The organism is Achromobacter sp. (genome assembly GCF_049647645.1).
GTDB lineage: Bacteria > Pseudomonadota > Gammaproteobacteria > Burkholderiales > Burkholderiaceae_B > Achromobacter.
In genome coordinates this window covers 34,687-51,071 of record NZ_JBARYB010000069.1, presented here as the reverse complement: position 1 = coordinate 51,071, position 16,385 = coordinate 34,687, and the positions used below count along the sequence as shown (strand labels likewise).

The 16,385-nt window shown below is 67.7% G+C and carries 19 protein-coding genes and 1 pseudogene; 12 read left to right on the top strand and 8 right to left on the bottom strand.

Features of this window, described 5'->3' with window-relative positions:
- Positions 1–237: pseudogene (locus WBB14_RS08435) on the bottom strand (amidase); the annotation flags it as partial.
- A gap of 174 nt (positions 238–411) precedes the next feature.
- Between WBB14_RS08435 and WBB14_RS08430 the strand changes: the two are divergent.
- Positions 412–1,101 (top strand): FadR/GntR family transcriptional regulator, encoded by a 690-nt coding sequence (locus WBB14_RS08430; protein WP_424239428.1) that lies wholly within the window; start codon positions 412–414, stop codon positions 1,099–1,101.
- Between the two features lie 51 nt (positions 1,102–1,152).
- Here WBB14_RS08430 and WBB14_RS08425 read toward each other — a convergent pair whose 3' ends face one another.
- From WBB14_RS08425 to WBB14_RS08415, 3 genes are read right to left on the bottom strand one after another with little or no spacing between them, the layout of a single operon-like run.
- On the bottom strand, positions 1,153–1,734 hold the full coding sequence (locus tag WBB14_RS08425) for an amino acid synthesis family protein (RefSeq protein ID WP_424239427.1): 582 nt from the start codon (positions 1,732–1,734) through the stop codon (positions 1,153–1,155).
- Between the two features lie 34 nt (positions 1,735–1,768).
- Entirely contained in the window at positions 1,769–2,734 is a 966-nt protein-coding gene (locus WBB14_RS08420) for a Bug family tripartite tricarboxylate transporter substrate binding protein (protein ID WP_424239426.1), read from the bottom strand.
- Positions 2,735–2,777: 43 nt separating this feature from the next.
- Positions 2,778–3,686: an NAD(P)-dependent oxidoreductase gene (locus WBB14_RS08415; RefSeq protein ID WP_424239425.1), complete on the bottom strand. Its 909-nt coding sequence runs from the start codon at positions 3,684–3,686 to the stop codon at positions 2,778–2,780.
- A 125-nt stretch (positions 3,687–3,811) separates the two neighbouring features.
- Between WBB14_RS08415 and WBB14_RS08410 the strand changes: the two genes are divergently transcribed.
- From WBB14_RS08410 to WBB14_RS08380, 7 genes are all read left to right on the top strand, one after another.
- On the top strand, positions 3,812–4,732 hold the full coding sequence (locus tag WBB14_RS08410; RefSeq protein WP_424239424.1) for a LysR family transcriptional regulator: 921 nt from the start codon (positions 3,812–3,814) through the stop codon (positions 4,730–4,732).
- 183 nt (positions 4,733–4,915) lie between these two features.
- Positions 4,916–5,704: an SDR family oxidoreductase gene (locus WBB14_RS08405; RefSeq protein WP_424239423.1), complete on the top strand. Its 789-nt coding sequence runs from the start codon at positions 4,916–4,918 to the stop codon at positions 5,702–5,704.
- A gap of 20 nt (positions 5,705–5,724) precedes the next feature.
- Entirely contained in the window at positions 5,725–6,966 is a 1,242-nt protein-coding gene (locus WBB14_RS08400; protein ID WP_424239422.1) for a styrene monooxygenase/indole monooxygenase family protein, read from the top strand.
- Positions 6,963–7,490 carry a flavin reductase family protein gene (locus tag WBB14_RS08395; RefSeq protein ID WP_332013804.1) on the top strand — a complete coding sequence of 176 codons (528 nt, stop codon included), beginning with the start codon at positions 6,963–6,965 and terminating at the stop codon, positions 7,488–7,490. Before WBB14_RS08400 ends, WBB14_RS08395 begins: the two co-directional genes overlap by 4 nt.
- A gap of 66 nt (positions 7,491–7,556) precedes the next feature.
- Positions 7,557–9,167, top strand: a complete 1,611-nt coding sequence (locus WBB14_RS08390; protein ID WP_424239421.1) for a phytoene desaturase family protein — start codon at positions 7,557–7,559, stop codon at positions 9,165–9,167.
- Positions 9,164–10,060 carry a SphA family protein gene (locus WBB14_RS08385; RefSeq protein WP_424239420.1) on the top strand — a complete coding sequence of 299 codons (897 nt, stop codon included), beginning with the start codon at positions 9,164–9,166 and terminating at the stop codon, positions 10,058–10,060. Before WBB14_RS08390 ends, WBB14_RS08385 begins: the two co-directional genes overlap by 4 nt.
- Positions 10,061–10,152: 92 nt before the next feature.
- Complete coding sequence (locus WBB14_RS08380) at positions 10,153–10,470, top strand: hypothetical protein (protein ID WP_424239419.1); 318 nt, start codon at positions 10,153–10,155, stop codon at positions 10,468–10,470.
- A 12-nt stretch (positions 10,471–10,482) separates the two neighbouring features.
- Here WBB14_RS08380 and WBB14_RS08375 read toward each other — a convergent pair whose 3' ends face one another.
- The gene (locus WBB14_RS08375; RefSeq protein WP_424239418.1) at positions 10,483–11,112 is read right to left on the bottom strand and encodes a hypothetical protein; all 630 of its coding nucleotides are present in this window, start codon (positions 11,110–11,112) and stop codon (positions 10,483–10,485) included.
- A 234-nt stretch (positions 11,113–11,346) separates the two neighbouring features.
- Here WBB14_RS08375 and WBB14_RS08370 point away from each other — a divergent pair, with 234 nt between their 5' ends.
- A complete protein-coding gene (locus WBB14_RS08370; RefSeq protein WP_424239417.1) occupies positions 11,347–11,955 on the top strand; it encodes a hypothetical protein in 609 nt (202 codons plus the stop codon).
- A gap of 12 nt (positions 11,956–11,967) precedes the next feature.
- Here the strand turns inward: WBB14_RS08370 and WBB14_RS08365 are convergent, their stop codons facing one another.
- Complete coding sequence (locus WBB14_RS08365; protein ID WP_424239416.1) at positions 11,968–12,996, bottom strand: AraC family transcriptional regulator; 1,029 nt, start codon at positions 12,994–12,996, stop codon at positions 11,968–11,970.
- A 219-nt stretch (positions 12,997–13,215) separates the two neighbouring features.
- On the opposite strand from WBB14_RS08365, the gene WBB14_RS08360 reads away from it, so the two are divergent.
- Complete coding sequence (locus WBB14_RS08360) at positions 13,216–13,683, top strand: MarR family winged helix-turn-helix transcriptional regulator (protein ID WP_424239415.1); 468 nt, start codon at positions 13,216–13,218, stop codon at positions 13,681–13,683.
- Positions 13,673–14,131: a hypothetical protein gene (locus WBB14_RS08355; protein ID WP_424239414.1), complete on the top strand. Its 459-nt coding sequence runs from the start codon at positions 13,673–13,675 to the stop codon at positions 14,129–14,131. Before WBB14_RS08360 ends, WBB14_RS08355 begins: the two co-directional genes overlap by 11 nt.
- 47 nt (positions 14,132–14,178) lie before the next feature.
- Here the strand turns inward: WBB14_RS08355 and WBB14_RS08350 are convergent, their stop codons facing one another.
- Positions 14,179–15,042: a pirin family protein gene (locus tag WBB14_RS08350; protein WP_332013797.1), complete on the bottom strand. Its 864-nt coding sequence runs from the start codon at positions 15,040–15,042 to the stop codon at positions 14,179–14,181.
- 168 nt (positions 15,043–15,210) lie between these two features.
- On the opposite strand from WBB14_RS08350, the gene WBB14_RS08345 reads away from it, so the two are divergent.
- Complete coding sequence (locus tag WBB14_RS08345; protein ID WP_424239413.1) at positions 15,211–15,741, top strand: DNA-deoxyinosine glycosylase; 531 nt, start codon at positions 15,211–15,213, stop codon at positions 15,739–15,741.
- Between the two features lie 72 nt (positions 15,742–15,813).
- On the opposite strand, the gene WBB14_RS08340 is transcribed toward WBB14_RS08345, so the two are convergent.
- A complete protein-coding gene (locus tag WBB14_RS08340) occupies positions 15,814–16,377 on the bottom strand; it encodes a hypothetical protein (RefSeq protein WP_424239412.1) in 564 nt (187 codons plus the stop codon).
- Positions 16,378–16,385 lie beyond the last annotated feature (8 nt).

Below are 16,385 nucleotides of genomic sequence, written 5' to 3'. Positions count from 1 at the left end.
GCGCGACACCGCGACCCCGCGGCCGGCCTGCGCGGCAGGCAGCTTGTCGGCCGGCGCGGCAGGTGGCGCCAGATAGCCCAGTTCGGCTTCCGGCGCCAGCGAGTCCAGCACGGTCAGCTCGGGCAGGTTGATGCGCAGCCGGTCCAGCCAGGCCTGGCGGCGTTCGGAATAGGGGTAGTCAGCCAGTCGGGCCATCGCGTCGACGGCGCGGGCAAATCGGTCGTAGAGGTCGGTCATGAGCGGCGCTATGAACAAGAAGGGGCGTGGGGCCCGCGGCCGTGCCGGGGCGCTTTGCAGTACGGCTTTATCCTAACCGGTCAGACCAGTTGAATGTCATAATGCCCAGGCAGTATATGGCTGTCAACGCCAAACCGGGCGGCCGCCGCGCGCCCACGCCTTGAGAATTCCGCGATGAACACCGTCGAACACATAGCCCAGCAGTTGCAGGCCCGTATCCGCCAGCGTGATTGGGCAGAGGCCGGCAAACTCCCCGGGCAACGCCAGTTGGCCGAGGAACTGGGCGTCAGCCGCGCCTCGCTGCGCGAGGCCATCACCATGCTGGAAGGACTGGGGCTGTTGCGCAGCGAAGCCGGCCGTGGCGTGTTCATCTCCCGGCCTGGTGAAAAAGGCCTGGGCAGCGCCTACGGCCGCTGGCGCTTCCAGGGCCGCTATGCCTTGCGCGACGTCTATCTGGTGCGCAACCAGCTGGAGGAACTGGCGGCGGGCCTGGCCGCGGGCGTGGTCACCCAGGCGGGACTGGCCCGCCTGCGCGCCACCATCACGCACATGGACCAGGCCGCCGACGCCGGCGACCTGGTGGCCATGTCGGAAGGCGACAGCGCCTTTCACGCCTGCCTGTATGAGATCGCCGGCAGCCCCATGCTGCTGGACCTGGCCGAGAGCATCGCCGATGTGGTCGACGGCAGCCGGCAGGTCGCGTTCGCCGACCCCGCGCGCGTGCGCGAACCGATATACGAACATGCTGCCATCATCGACGCGTTGGCCACCGGCTCGGCCGAAGCCGCGCGCCGCGCCATGCGCGCCCATATCTGCAATGTGGCCGATCGCGCGGGCCTGTCGCTGACCATCCCGGGCGCCTAGGGCTCCGCGCGCCTCCTGTAGGCGCGCGCAGGCCGCAGGGCAGCGCGGCCGCTATCGCTGCCCGTCGTGCACTGCCACGGCTTCCTTGGTCAGCCCGCCCAGCCGCGAATGCACGCGGCCGCCCGTGCCCATGACCAGGGCGAACAGGATCTCGTTGGCGCGCGGCGCGTCCTGGATGCCGATCTCGATGCTGTTGAAGTGGCTGCGCACGTACGAAGCGTGGATGTAGTGCACCGGCACCATCATGCGGTAGCCGGCCACGGCCACGGCCTTGACGGCGGGCACCATCGCGCGGGGTTCGCCCAGCACGCTGCGCATGGCCCAGCCGCCGGCTTCGTGCCAGACCGCGCCATGCTCCATTTCGCCGTCAAGGCCGACGATGGCGGCCTTGCTGTAGACCTCGATCTGGTCCTTGCCGCCCAGCGTATCCACCAGTTCGGTTGCCAGCAGCGTGCCCAGGCTGCGCAGCTCCGCCATGAAGGGCATCAGGTCCGGCTCGTAGCGGCCGGCATAGGGATTGCGGATGACGGCGCAGGCAGCGGCGAGCTTGAGCGGCCGTTCGGGCGCCGGGCCGTTCTCGTGGCAGGTGGTCTCGACGATGAGGCAGCGTTTGCGGATATCGATCAGCGACATGCGGGGAATTCCTGGTTGCGGTTGAAGAGGGCGTTCATTGCGGCGGAATGCCGGTTTCCTTGACGATGGCGGCCCATTTGTCGATCTCGGCGCGCACGAAGCCGCCGAATTCGGCCGGGGTCTGTTGCTTGACGCTCAGGCCCTGGCGTTCATAGGTCTGCTTGAGTTCGCCATTGGCCAGGGCCTTGCCCAGCGATTGCGACAGGCGCTCGACCACGGGCGCGGGCAGGCCGGCCGGACCCATCAGGCCGAACCATACGGTCAGGTCGAAGCCGGGCGCGCCGGTTTCGTTGAGCGTGGGAATGTCCGGCGCCAGCGGAAATCGTTCGGGCGTGCTGACGCCGTAGGTCTTGACCTTGCCGGCGCGCGCCTGTTGCAGGCCGTTGGCCAGGTCGGTAAAGGTCAGATCGACGGTGCCGCCGATGACGTCGGTGAGCGCCTGCGGACCGCCGCGGTAGGGCACCGGCGTGACGTTGATCTTGCCCATGGCCGCCAGCTTGGCGCCGAACACCTGCGCGCTGCCCGAGCCATAGGCATAGGTCAGCTTGCCCGGATGCTGGGCGCCATAGGCAAACAGATCGGACACCTGGGTGCCGGGCATGCGCGGCGACCCCACCAGCAGGTAGGGCGTTTCGGCGACGGCGCCGATGGGCGTGAGGTCGGTGGCGGGGTTGTAGGGCAGGTCCCTGAACAGGCTCACGCCGCTGGCCGCCGTGGACACGCCCACCACCACCAGGGTGTAGCCGTCGGGCTTGGCGCGGGCCACATCGTGAGTGCCGATGATGCCGTTGGCGCCAGGCTTGTTCTCCACCACCACGGGCTGGCCCAGATCGTCGGCCATGGCTTTACCCAGGCTGCGCGCCACTACGTCGGTGATGCTGCCTGGCGGGAAGGGCACCACCATGCGGATGGGGTGGTCGGGATAGCCCGCTGCGCCGGCGGGCGCGAGCGGCGCGCCCAGCCCCAGCGCCAGCGCGAGCGTGGCGGCGGATCGTTTCATGCTTGTCTCCTGTGGATGTCTTTATTGTTGGGGTGGCGCGGGGTCAGGCCGGCGCGCAGGCTTGCAGTCGTTCCAGGTAGCGGTGGATCTCGGTGTTGTCCACGCCAGCGGGCATGTCCGCAAGCGCGCGCTGCCACAGCTCCGTGCACAGCGACAGTTGCGTGGCCGGAACGCCGGCCAGCGCCTGCAGCGCGTCGGCGGTGCGCAGGTCCTTGGCCATCAAGGCCAGGGCGAAGCCGCCGTTGTACGTGCCGGGCACGATGAACTGGCGCAGCTTGGTCTCGGTGGCGACGTTGCGGCCGCTGGAGGCGTTGAGCACGTCGGTGAACACATTCAGGTCCAGGCCCATGCCCTGAGCGATCAGCAGCGCCTCGCTGGCCGCCAGCAGGCCGGCCGCGTAGACATAATTGTTCAGCGCCTTCATGGCGTGCGCGGAGCCCACCGCCCCGGTGTGGATGAGCGAAGCGCCCATGCGCGAGAGCAGCGGACGCACGCGTTCCAGTCCGTCCGCGTCGGCGCCCACCATGATGGCCAGCGTGCCGGCGGCGGCCTTGGCCACCGCGCCCGACACTGGCGCGTCGATGAGCGTGATGCCAGCTTCGCGCAGCCGCGGCGCCAGCCGCAGCGTTTCGGCCGGGTTGGACGAACCCATGTCCAGCAGCACGGAGCCGGGGCGCATCGCGCTCGCCAGTCCGTGCTCGCCTTCGATCACGGCGTTGGTGATGGCGCTGTCGGGCAGCATGGTGATGACCACGTCGCAAGCGGCCAAGGCCTGCAGGCTGGCGGCCGGCTTGAGCGTCTGGTTCCAGGCGGGGTGTCCGGCCAGGCGCCCCAGGCGCGCCGGGTCGCGGTCATATGCCAGGATGTTGAAGCCTTCTTCGCCGCCGGCGAGGTTTTCCAGCATGGGTAGCCCCATCATGCCCAGGCCGACGAATCCTACGGTCAGTGTCATGCATTCCCTTTATCGAATCGTCCTGGAATATGCGCCAGGAGCCATCCGGAATGCTAATGAATGCCTGAATCCAGCGGTTATGCTAAGTTGGCCAGGGGATATAACAAACGATTATCGGATCAGCCATGCGTTTCAAGCTCAGGCAGATGGAAGTGTTCCGGGCGGTGATGCTGACCGGGTCCATGAATGGCGCGGCCAAGCTGCTGTTCGTATCGCAGCCGGCCATCAGCCGCCTCATCGCCCACACCGAACAGAGCCTGGGTCTGCTGCTGTTTGAACGCGACAAGGGCAAGCTCACGCCCACTCCGGAAGCGCAGCGCCTGTTCGAGGAAGTGGGGCCGCTGTTCGACGAAGCCCTGCGCATCGATGAACTGGCGCGCGACCTGGCCGAACGGCCTGAAGGCGCGTTGACCCTGTGTTCCAGTCCCAGCCTGGCGCTGAACTTCGTGCCGCCCGTGATCGCGCAGTACCTGGAGCTTTACCCCAACGTCAGGCTCAAGTTCCACACCACGCTGCTGTCCGACATGGCACACGAACTGCTGGGGCGCAAGGCGGAACTGGCGGTGTCCGTGCTGCCCATCGACCATCCCAACCTGGTGGTGGAGCCGCTGGCTACCGGCGAGATGGTCTGCATCCTGCCGCAAGGCCATCCCCTGACTGCGCGGCGCGCGGTCAGCCTGGCTGAACTGGCCGAGTGCAAGCTGATCCTCTACAACCGCAACATCCCGTTCGGACAACTCGTGGCCGCGGCCTTCCAGCGCGCCGACGTCAGCTGGAATCCGGCAGTGGAAATCGTGCGCGCGGAACTGGCCTGCGCGTTGGTGCGGGTGGGCGCGGGCGTGGCCATCGTCGACGAGTTCTCGGTCGGGCAACAGGGCTGGCCCGGCGTGGTGACGCGGCCGCTGCGGGAGTCGATACCGTTGTCCTTGAGTCTGGTGCGTTCGCGCTTCGACCGCCCCAGCCGCCAGGTGCAGCGCTTCGTGCGCCTCATCAAGGAACATGCGCGCGCCACGCGCAAGACGGGCCGCGCCCGGCCGGCCTCATAGTCCTGCCGCATCCGCACGCAACGGACAGGCGCTGCAGTTTCCGGATACGCCAATTGGACCTGGCGCAACTATCTCCCGAATAAACGCAGTTTGCGGATAGCGTTGGCCGGATCCGGCTAACGCGGCCCGGGCGCGCGGCGCCAGTATTCGCCTCACTCAATCAGCTAACGGTGAGGTGATGCGATGAAGGGTCTGGACAACAAGGTGGCCATCGTGACCGGCGGCGCCACGCTGATCGGCGCGGGCGTGGTTGCGGCGCTGCGGGCCAAGGGCGTGCGCGTGGCGCTGTTCGACATCGATGCCGCCGGCGGCGAACGCGTGGCCGCCGCCGATCCGGCCGGCACGCGCTTCTGGCCGGTGGACATTGCGGATGATGCGCAGCTGGCGCGCGGCGTGGCCGACGCGGCGGCGCATTTCGGCCGCATCAATTTCCTGGTCAATCTGGCGGCCACCTACCTGGACGACGGCGCCGCGTCGGGCCGCGCCGATTGGCTGCGCGCGCTGGACGTCAACGTGGTCAGCGCCGTGATGGCCGCACGCGCGGTCCATCCCCATCTGGTCGCGGCCGGTGGCGGGGCCATCGTCAATTTCACCAGCATTTCCTCGCGCGTCGCGCAGACCGGACGTTGGCTCTATCCGGTCTCCAAGGCGGCGCTGCTGCAGGTCACCCGCAGCCTGGCGATGGACTATGCCGCCGACGGCATACGCGTCAATTCGGTGTCGCCGGGCTGGACCTGGTCGCGCGTGATGGACGAGCTGACGCAGGGCGACCGCGCCAAGACCGACCGCGTGGCCGCGGACTACCACTTGCTGGGGCGCGCTGGCGATCCGGCCGAAGTGGCCGAGGTGGTCGCGTTCCTGCTTTCAGACCATGCCAGCTTCGTCACCGGCGCCGACTACGCGGTGGACGGCGGCTACTCGGCCATGGGTCCCGAACAGGCCAAGCCCGCGATTCCGCGCCTGGCCGCCTAGACATACAAAGGAGATCAATCATGCGTCGAATCGCAATCGTGGGTGGCGGGCAGGCAGGCTTGCCCCTGGCGCTGGGACTGCTGGACAAAGGCTATGAGGTGACGGTGGTCACCAACCGCGAGCCGGACCATATCCGTCGCGGCAAAGTGATGTCCAGCCAATGCATGTTCGATGCCTCGCTGCAGGTAGAGCGCGACCTGGGCTTGAACCAGTGGGAAGCCGAGTGCCCGACGGTGGACGGCATCGGCCTGGCGCTGCCGCATCCGGAGCGGCCTGGTCACAAGCTGATCGATTGGGTCGCGCGCCTGGACCGGCCGGCGCAGGCGGTGGACCAGCGCATCAAGATGCCGGCCTGGATGGAACTGTTCGCCGCGCGCGGCGGCAGGCTGCTGATCCAGGACGGCGGCGTGGCCGAACTGGAATTGCTGGCGGCTTCGCACGACCTGGTGCTGTTGGCCGCCGGCAAGGGCGAAGTGGTCAAACTGTTCGAGCGCGACGCGCTGCGCTCGCGCTTCGACCGGCCGCAGCGCGCGTTGGCGCTGACCTACGTGCACGGCATGCGCCCCGCGCCGGATCATTCGCGGGTCGCCTTCAACCTGATTCCGGGCGTGGGCGAGTACTTCGTGTTCCCGGCGCTGACCACCAGCGGCCCCTGCGAGATCATGGTGTTCGAGGGCGTGCCTGGCGGTCCGATGGATTGCTGGCGCGACATCAAGTCGCCGCAGGAGCATCTGGCGCAAAGCCTGCACATCCTGCATACCTACTTGCCCTGGGAGGCCGAGCGCTGCGGTTCGGTGGAACTGACCGACGCCAACGGCATCCTGGCCGGCAGCTTCGCGCCGACGGTGCGCAAGCCGGTGCTGACCCTGCCGTCGGGCCGGCTGGTGTTCGGCCTGGGCGACGCGGTGGTGACCAACGACCCGATCACGGGGCAAGGCTCGAACAACGCCACCAAGGCCTGCGCCGTCTACCTGGACGCGATCCTGGCGCATGGCGATGCGACCTTCACCGCCGAATGGATGCAGCGCACTTTCGAGCGCTTCTGGGACTATGGCGGGGCGGTGGTGGAATGGACCAACTCCATGCTGCTGCCACCGCCGCCGCACCTGCTCAAGCTGCTGCAGGCCGCGGACCACACGCCGGCGATCGCCAGCGCCATCGCCAACGGCTTCAACCATCCGCCGTCGCTGTTCCCCTGGTGGGGCGATGCCACGGCCTGCGACGCCTTCATCGCGGCGCAGCCGGCGCGGGCGGCGGCATGACCACGGGCTGCGCGGCGGGGCTGCCCCTGGACTGGGGCTGTACCGATCTGCACCCCAAGGTCCTGCGAGGCGTGCTGGGCAGCTATCCGACGGGCGTCGCCATCGTCGCCACGCGCTGCCCGGACGGCCGCCAGGTCGGGCTCACCATCAACTCCTTCGCCTCGCTGTCGCTGGATCCGCCGCTGGTGCTGTGGAGCCTGGTGAACCATTCGCCCAACCTGGCGGCCTTCCGCGATTGCAGCCACTTCACCATCAGCGTGCTGGCCTGCGGCCAGGAAGAACTGGCCATGCGTTTCGCCAGTTCCTCTGTTCCGGACAAGTTCGCGGGGGCGCCGGTGCATGAGGTGCCGGAAGGCGTGCCCGCCATCGCGGGGGCTGTCGCCACGCTGGTCTGCGCCAACGACCAGCAAAGTCCCGCGGGCGACCATCTGCTGCTGTTCGGCCGGGTGTTGCGGGTGGCGAGCGTGGCGGCCACGCCGCTGGTATTCCATGCGGGGCGCTTCACCGCGCTGACCGCCGCGTAGAGCTCGTGCAAGGCCTTTCTTTAGTGTGAACAGGCCCTGGCGGCCTATCTCTCATCGGAGCGCATCATGCCCCTGGAGTCAGAGGCGCAGGTCATCATCGTCGGCAGCGGCATGAACTCGCTGGTCTGCGCAGCCCTGCTGGCGCAGCGCGGCAAGTCCGTGCTGGTGCTGGAACGCAACGACAGGCTCGGCGGCTGCATCCGCACCGAGGAACTGTTCCCCGGCTACCGCCACGACGTACTGTCCTGCTGGTATCCGCTGTTCATGGGCAGCCCCGCCTATGCGGCGCTCAAGCCTGCGCTGCGCGAGGCCGGACTGGAATTCATGCAGGGCGAGTACGCCACCGGACTGGTGCTGCCGGACGGCTCGGGCCTGGCGCTCAAGCAGGACCTGGCGGACAGCGCGCGGCGGCTGGACGCCTGGGCGCCCGGCGACGGCGTGGCTTTCGCCGCCATGGCGCAGCGCCTGTTCGGCGCGGACGCCGCGCTGACCTTCGGCCTGCTGGGGCAGAACCCCTACGGCGCGGGCATGCTCAAGCTGCTGTTCGGCGAATGGCGCAAGCGCGGCATGGACGGCCTGGCCGCCTTCGCCGCCGATTCGATGGAGAGCTTTCGCCGCTGGTCCGAGCGCGCGCTGCAGTCGGACGCCGCGCGCGCCCTGATCGCGCCCTGGGTGCTGCATACCGGGCTGGGTCCGGACGACGCCTGTTCCGCGCTGATCGGCAAGCTGACATTCGCCGCAGTCGTGGCGGGCGGCATGCCGGTGGTCAAGGGCGGCGGCAGCGGCGTGGTGGATGCGCTGGCCGCCGTCATCGAACGGCACGGCGGCCGTTTGCAGACCTGCGCGCACGTCGAACGCATCGTCGCCAGCGGCGAGGGCAGGCGCCGCCGAGCCGTGGGCGTGGTGGCGGCGGGGCGCGAGTACCGCGCGACCGAGGCGGTGGTCTGTAATGTCCCACCCGGCATGCTGTACGGGCAAATGCTGCCCGACGCGCCGCCCGCGGTGCGCGAACGCGCCGCCAATTATCGCTACGGGCGCGGCGGCATGCAGATCCATTTCGCGCTGGATGCGCCGCCGGACTGGCTCACGCCAGAACTGCGCCACGTGCCGCTGGTGCACCTGACCGAGAGCATGGAGCAGGTATGCGCCTCGGTCACCGAGGCGAACAACGGCCTGCTGCCGGCGCGTCCCACGCTGGCCATCGGCCAGCCGGTCGCGGTCGATCCCACGCGCGCGCCGCCAGGCGGCTGGATCCTGTGGGTGCAGATGCAGGAGCTGCCGGTGCGGATCAAGGGCGACGCCGCAGGCGAGATCGCCACACCCGCAGACGGCCGCTGGACCGAAGCCTTGCGCGAGGCGGTGGCCGACCGGGTGCAAGCGCGCATGGAGCGCGTGATGCCGGGCCTGGCGCGGCGCATCGTCGGCCGGCGCGCCTATTCGCCGACGGACCTGGAAGGGCTGAACTGCAACCTGGTCGGAGGCGATCCTTATTCGGGCGTGTGTTCGCCCGACCAGTTCTTCTGGCTGCGGCCCTTTGCCGGCGGCCATGGCGCGCGCGGCCACCGCACGCCGCTGCGCAATCTCTTTCACATCGGCGCCGCCACCCACCCGGGTCCCGGGCTGGGCGGCGGCTCCGGCTATCTCGTCGCACAACAAATAGGCAGGAGGGGAACATGAGCGGACACCTGAAACTCCGGCGGCTGGCCAGCGCCACGGCGTTGGCGCTGGCCAGCGCGGGGGCGCAGGCCACCGAGGGCGGCGGCCTGGGCATCTACCCGGACGGCCTGGAGAACTTCATGTCGGGCGCGCTGCCGCCGCCCGGCGTGCACATGCTCGTCTATGCGGGCGGCGCGCGCTACGACACGCTGCGCGGCAACGACGGCAAGCGCGTGCCGGTGCCCGGCTTCAAGGTCGACGTCAACGTGCTGGCGCCGCGCCTGATCTGGGTGACGCAGCAGCAGGTCATGGGCGGACAGCTGGCCTTCCACGCCATCGCGCCGCTGCTGGACGTGACCGCCAAGGCCGCCGGCCAGCGCAACCGCAGCACCGGGCTGGGCGACATGACGCTGGGCGTGGCGCTGGGTTATCACCCGTCCGAAAGCTTGCACTACGTGGTGGGATTGGACATGTACGCGCCCACTGGCGAATACGATCGCAAGGACCCGTCCAGCCTGGGCAAGAACTATTGGACCGCGCAGCCGGTGTTCGCGCTGAGCCGCATCAGTCCGGACGGCTTCAACGCCGACCTGAAGGTCATGTACGACTTCAACTTCACCAACTCCGCCACCGACACCCGCTCCGGCCAGGCGCTGCACGCCGACTACGCGCTGGGCTGGGGCGTGGGCAAGGGTTGGGTGCTGGGGGTGGGCGGCTATGCCTTCCAGCAGGTCACCGATGACAGCGGCCCCAACAGCGCCGCCGGCCGCGCCCGCGCCTTCGGCTTTGGCCCTTCGGTACGCTACATGAATGAAAATGGCTGGTTGTTCACGGCGAAGTGGCAGCAGGACTTCAAGGTCAAGAACCGGCCCGAGGGCGCGCAGCTGTATGTGAAGCTGGGGATTCCGTTCTAGGGCTGCCGTCCCGCCGCGCACCTTGGCCGGCCGTCACTTTCCAGGGCGTGTCTGCTGGTATCGTTCCGCTGTCGATTGGACGGGGCAGGGACATGAATCTGTACGAAGCGATACGCTGGGGCAACGAATCCGAGGACCCCTACACCGGCGGCCCGAACGGGGCGGATACCTGCTACCTGGTGCGGGCCGGCTCGGTGGAGCAGGCCGGCCAGCTCGCGGATGCAGCATTGCGCGGCGCCCGGGGCAGGCTGGCGGACTGGACCCAGGTCCTGCACCTGCTGGGTACGGAACAGGCCACCGACAGCCAGCCACGCATCTTGCGCGGGCCTTATTTGCAGCACGCCTACCGGCACGGCTGGCGTCTCTGGAGCCGGGCCGAGGCAGCGGCGCCCTGGGTCGAACAGCCCTAGGCGCGAGGCCGCTCAGCGGGACGACGGCTTGCCTTGGCCTTGAAGCTCCTGGACGGCAAATAGAACCAGCTCGGCCTTGTTGAGAGAGTTGTCGCGGTCCGCATTGTCCAGCAGATCGTCGATCTGTCCACGCAGATACCGGCAGTCGCTGGGTTCGCCTTTGGGATTGATCTTTTTTACTTCGACCCGTATTCGGGAAACCCAGTCGCGTTCGGTCTGAGCCAATTTTTGCAGCCGCTGTTGGCGCTTGGTTGCCGCCGCGACTGCTTCCGGCGTTCGGATTGCGTCTGTGGTCGCTTTCAAAATCGCTTTGGACTCATAGGGGACTTGGGCAAGAGGCTTGCCAAGGACCGCTTCCGCCACGGCCAGCGATGACAGTTTATTGATGTCGTCGATGGGAACGTCGATGGCGCAAGCGCCGGCGGCCGCGATGTGCGCGCCGGCCCGCTCGCCGAGCGGGATTTTCTGCAGGCGGGGTGAAAGCGCGGCGACGGCTGCACGCCTGGCTTCGGCCTTCGCATCGGCCGAGCGCAAGGCCTGGCTCGAAGCCTCGAACGCCTGCATGTCGATATCGTCCGAAGCGCATGCCGTCCCGACGGATAGCGAAGCGCAAAGGAGAAGGCTGCTTTTTAGCGTTTTCATCGAGTTTCCTTCCCTGGGCTGCGCCAGACCAGCGGCCCCCCTGTTGCGCGAGTTTCGTGGAAATGCACCTTCCATGCCATAGCGGCCAACGGATGAGGAAAGCAGGCGTTGTTCGGATGCAACTGTAGGCCTGCTCCCGCGGGCGTTTTGGGACCTCGCTCACCATTCTGGCTGATGCTGGAATAGCATCCGGCGTGGAGATATCCGCGCCGGCGAGCGCTCACGGGGAACATCATGAAAAGAACAATTTCGGCGCTGGCGCTTTGCTTGTGCAGCGGACTTGCCGCGGCGCAGAACACGAGCAGCAGCTTTGAAGTGCAGGAGCCGATGCGCAATTCGTTGGGTTTTGCGATGGGTAGCGACGGCGGCCAGGAGTGGCTGGGTGACAGGGCTGTCGCCCATATGGGTTTCATCGCCGCCTGCAAGCTGTACCCGGCGGACGGGCCGGAGGTGCAAGGGCTGGTGGCCATGGCCCTGGCGCAAGCCAGCCTGGGCGTGGACCTGGCGCGCGCGCCGACAGACCCGGCCGCGCTGCGCGCCAGGCTCGCCCAGCGCCTGAACTCCCCGGAAGGGCGCAAGGACGCGGCGGACAAAATCCAGGCGATGCGCAAGCGCGTTCTTGCCGAGCAGGCGCATGCCGGCAAATTGATAGAGGCCTCCGTGGGTTTTACGGGCAAGAATCCGAATCCCTGCGAACTCGAGCGGTACTACGCGCGTCAGTTCCTGATGCAGCACAAGGACGGCGCCATGAAGGCCGCTCCCAAGATCAATCAGCTTGCGCGCGAGGTCATGGCGCAGGATTCTTCTGCCAAGGCAAAGCCGGCTGCGCCAGCCAGGCCCTGAAGCGGCGCCGCCTCAGTCGCGCCGCCGCAGGCTCTGGCTGGGGCTTACGCCGTAGCGTTCCTTGTAGCCGGCGCTGAAGCGTCCCATGTGCGCGAAGCCCCAGCGCAGCGCCACGCCGGCGATATTGCGGCTTTCACCCGAGACCAGCTCGGCGTGCGCGCGTTCCATGCGCAGGTCGCGCAGGTAGTGCATGGGACTCACGCCCAGGAATTCCTTGAATCCCGCGTACAGGCTGCGCACGCTGACGCCGGCGATGCGCGCTAGCTGTTCGGCGCTGACGGCTTCATGCGCGTGCGCCTGCAGATAGTCCTGGACGCTGCGCACGTGGCGCGGCAGCACTGCGCCGCGGCGGCCGGGCAGGGCGCCGGTGTAGTTGTGGGGCTGGGCCGATAGCAGGGTGGCGGCGGCCAGCTGTTCCATTTGATGGACGATGAGCTTGTGCTCGGCCAGGTGCGCATGCTGCGTGGAGCAGTCCAGCAGATAGCTCATCAGGCAGCGCCAGGCCGCGCATTCGCGCCAGCGGAACCCCAGCTGGAAGCGCAACGGCCGATCCAGCGCACAGCCCAGATGACCCACCAGGGTGCGCTCCAGCAGCGAGCGGCCCACGCGCAGCATGAACTGGTCGTTGTCCTCGGCCCAACGCATGGCCAGGTCGTCGTCCGGGCTGACGACCGAGGCGACGTCGGGTGTCGAATCCACTTGCTGGGGACCGCTGCTGATGCGGGCGCAGCCCGACAGCGGCATTTGCACCAGGAAGAAATCCTCCAGCGGGCCGGGCCGGATCTCGACATTGGCGCCGTAGCGCAAGCGGTTGAGCGAGACCTCGCCCAGCGGCTGGTGGTGCATGCGGGCGTCCAGGCGCTGCTGCGCGCCGACCACGCCCAGGTGGTGCGGACGCATCACCCGGCCGACCATGGAGCGCGCCTCGTCCAGGTCGCCGGAGGCGAACAGCTGCTGCGCCGGCAGGCCCAGGACCGACTCGATCCGCGGCCCGGCCGGCGGCCAAGAAGTGCTGGTGGCGGACTGCGTCGTGTCGGGCATGGCGGGGGACTCCACTGGCGGGGTCTTGAAGGTTTTGATAGTAAAGCTGCGCCGGACCGGGCGGACTGGTGGAAAACCCGTCCAGGAGCGGGGAGTTCTATCCATTTTTTGCGGCGGGTGTCCGCGAAGCGCAGAAAACCATGGCAAATTCATATTGACAACCGGTTTTCATTAATGGAAACTGGTTGTCAATATAACGGACCATCGAGGAGACCAGGCATGAATCCGACCAAGGAAGAACGGCTCACCGGGCTGATCCTGACGCTGTTCCAGTTGAACGGCGCGCTGCTCGACTGGGGCGATGCCTTCGTCGCGCCGCAGGCGCTGACCAGCGCGCGCTGGCAGATGCTGGGCGCTTTGGCGCTGGCCGGTCAGCCCCTGAGCGCGCCGCAGCTTGCGGCCGCCATGGGCGTGACGCGCCAGGGCGCGCAGAAGCAGCTCAATCTGCTGTCCGAAGCGCAACTGGTGGAGGTCCGCGCCAATCCGCAGCACAAGCGTTCGCCCTTGTACCGGCTGACTGACGAGGGCCGGCGCGTGTATGGCGCCATCGACGCGCGCTGGAAGGAGCGCGCTCGGCAACTGGCCGGCGGCTTCAGCGCGGCCGAACTGGAAACGGCGGGGAGGGTGCTGACCGGCTTGCTGGCCGCGCACGTTCCCGCGCCATCGGAGCAAGATCATGAAACATAGAATCCATGCGGCCGCGGCCGTGCTGACGCTGCTGTTTCTCGCGGCATTCTGGATATCGACGGCGGTGTCCGAACTGTTCCTGGCGGCCTCGGCGGTGGCGCAGGTCAAGCTGGCCATTGCCTACGCGTTGCTGGGCTTCGTGCCGGTCATGATGCTGACCGCCGCCAGCGGCTTCATGATGGCCGGCAAGGGCAGGCATCCGCTGCTGTTGGCCAAGCGCAGGCGCATGCCCTTTATCGCGGCCAATGGATTGTTGATTCTTGTGCCCGCGGCGCTGTTCCTGGCGCTGCGGGCGCAGGCAGGGCTGTTCGACGGGGTGTTTCACGGGGTGCAGGCGCTGGAGTTGGCGGCGGGCGCCGCCAACCTTGCGCTGATCGGTTTGAACATCCGCGACGGCATCAAGCTTGGGCGCTTGCGGCAGCGTCCGGAGGAGCGGATCCTGGCCTAGTATGCCGCCCCGCGTTGCGGGGCGGCACAGCAGCCGGCCCTGTCGCCTCAGTGCATCTTGCCGTAGCGTCCGGCGTTGAAGTCCTGGATGGCCTCGACGATTTCCGCCTGCGTGTTCATCACGAAGGGGCCGTAGCCGACCACCGGCTCGTCGATGGGCTCGCCGCTCAACACCAGGAACATCGCGTCGTTGTTGGCTTCGACGGTGATGTCCTCACCCTCCAGCGAGAACAGCGCCAGCTGCGCGTCGCGGGCGACGGTTTCACCATTGACCAGCACCGTGCCGCGCAGCACCACCAGCATGCTGTTGCGGCCGGCGGCGACGGGGAAGGTCGCCGACTTGCCGGCGGCCAGCTTCACGTCCCACACGTCCATCGGCGTGAAGGTGCGCGCCGGCCCCGCATGGCCCGCGTAGTTGCCCGCGATCACGCGCAGCGTACCCGCGCCGTCCGGCAAGTCCACCACCGGGATGTCCGCGTTGAGGATGCCCTGGTAGCCGGCCGGCGCCATCTTGTCCTTGGCGGGCAGGTTGACCCAGAGCTGCACCATTTCCAGCTCTCCGCCCTGGCGGGTGAAGGCGTGGGAATGGAATTCCTCGTGCAGGATGCCCGAGGCCGCCGTCATCCATTGCACGTCGCCGGGCCCGATGACGCCGCCGTTGCCGGTGGAATCGCGGTGCTCGACTTCGCCGCTGTAGACGATGGTCACGGTTTCAAAGCCGCGGTGCGGATGCTGCCCGACGCCGCGCGGATGCTCGGCCGGCTCGAACTGCGCCGGGCCGGCGTAATCCAGCAGCAGGAACGGGCTGGTGTTCTTGCCTTTGTCGTTGTAGGAGAACATGGAGCGCACCGGGAAGCCGTCGCCCACCCAGTGGGGACGGGGGCTGGCATGCAATCCGAGAATCTTCTTCATGGTCGTGTTTCCTGTTGCGCGGCCCCAGCGGGGCCGTTCGTCATAGGTAATAAGATAAGGGCGCAACCCCTCTGGCGGTAGTCCCTGGCATTGATAAGCACTGTTCCATGCATCGGACAGTGGGGCCGGAACTTGCTGCTGGCGTATCCTTCGGGCATGGAAGATGGCATGCACACCGCCCTGGCGGGCGGCAACAACGATCAGGTCCAGGGTTTCGCGCCGGTGGCGGGGGCGGGCGCGCGCGTACTGGTGCTGGGTTCGTTGCCGGGGGTGGCATCGCTGAGGCAGGGGCGTTACTACGCCCATCCGCGCAATGCCTTCTGGCCCATCGCGGCGAGCGTCTTCGGCTTCGATCCCGCCCTGGATTATGCGCAGCGCCTGCAGGCCTTGCAGGCCGCCGGCGTCGCCCTGTGGGACGTGCTGCAAGCCTGCGAACGCCCCGGCAGCCTGGACGCCGACATCCGCGGCGACACCCTGGTCGCCAACGATTTCGCCGCATTCCTGGAACGCCACCCGGCCATCGTGCGGATCTGTTTCAACGGCGCCAAGGCCGCGGCGCTGTACCGCCGCCACGTGCTGCCCGGGCTGGCCGCCCCGCTGGAGTACATGGATTTGCCATCGACCAGCCCGGCGCACGCGGCGGCGTCGTTCGAATGCAAGCTGGCGGCTTGGAGCAGGGCGCTCAAGCTCCAGGGGTAGCGGTTCATTGCAGACCCAAGTCTGGTCGACGAACTTGAAATGTAATAATTTGTTTAAACGCCGCCTCCCGCATCAAGATTGGAACTGGATGTGCCAAATCTCGAGACCGCCTTCGTCAAACGTGTGCCATTGGTACCTTGGCAGCTTCGGAATCGCGTCCTTGATCTGCTTGCCTATGTCGCCCGCGATGGGCGCGATGTCGAATGCATCCCCAAGGAAATGGCGGGAGAAATTACGCTGTTGGGCGGCAGTCCAGGACCTCATGATCGCCTCGAGTCCTGCAGCGATGGTGGCGGCGTCCGTCGCCTGGAGATTCGCGTCGACCCAGGCCTGAAGCGCTGCGCGTTGGGGGGTGTCTTTGTAGGTTTTTTCGATCCACCTGCGCTCTTTCAAGACATTGGGCGCCATCGCTCGCGCCTGGTCGGCGATGTCGCGCCGGCCGCTCGTGAACTTCACGTGGGAGGGGAATTGCGCGAGTAAGGCTTCAGCGCCGGCCTTGGCCGACGGCGTGAGATCAAGTTCGGCGATGCTCTTGACGCCTTCCGTGGCGTCGACCTGCAGGTGCGCGGGATCGCGGGCGACGCGTCGCGAGGCCCGGCGCATGCGCATGCGGGAGAGTTTTTCGATGGATGTCATGGGAAGTC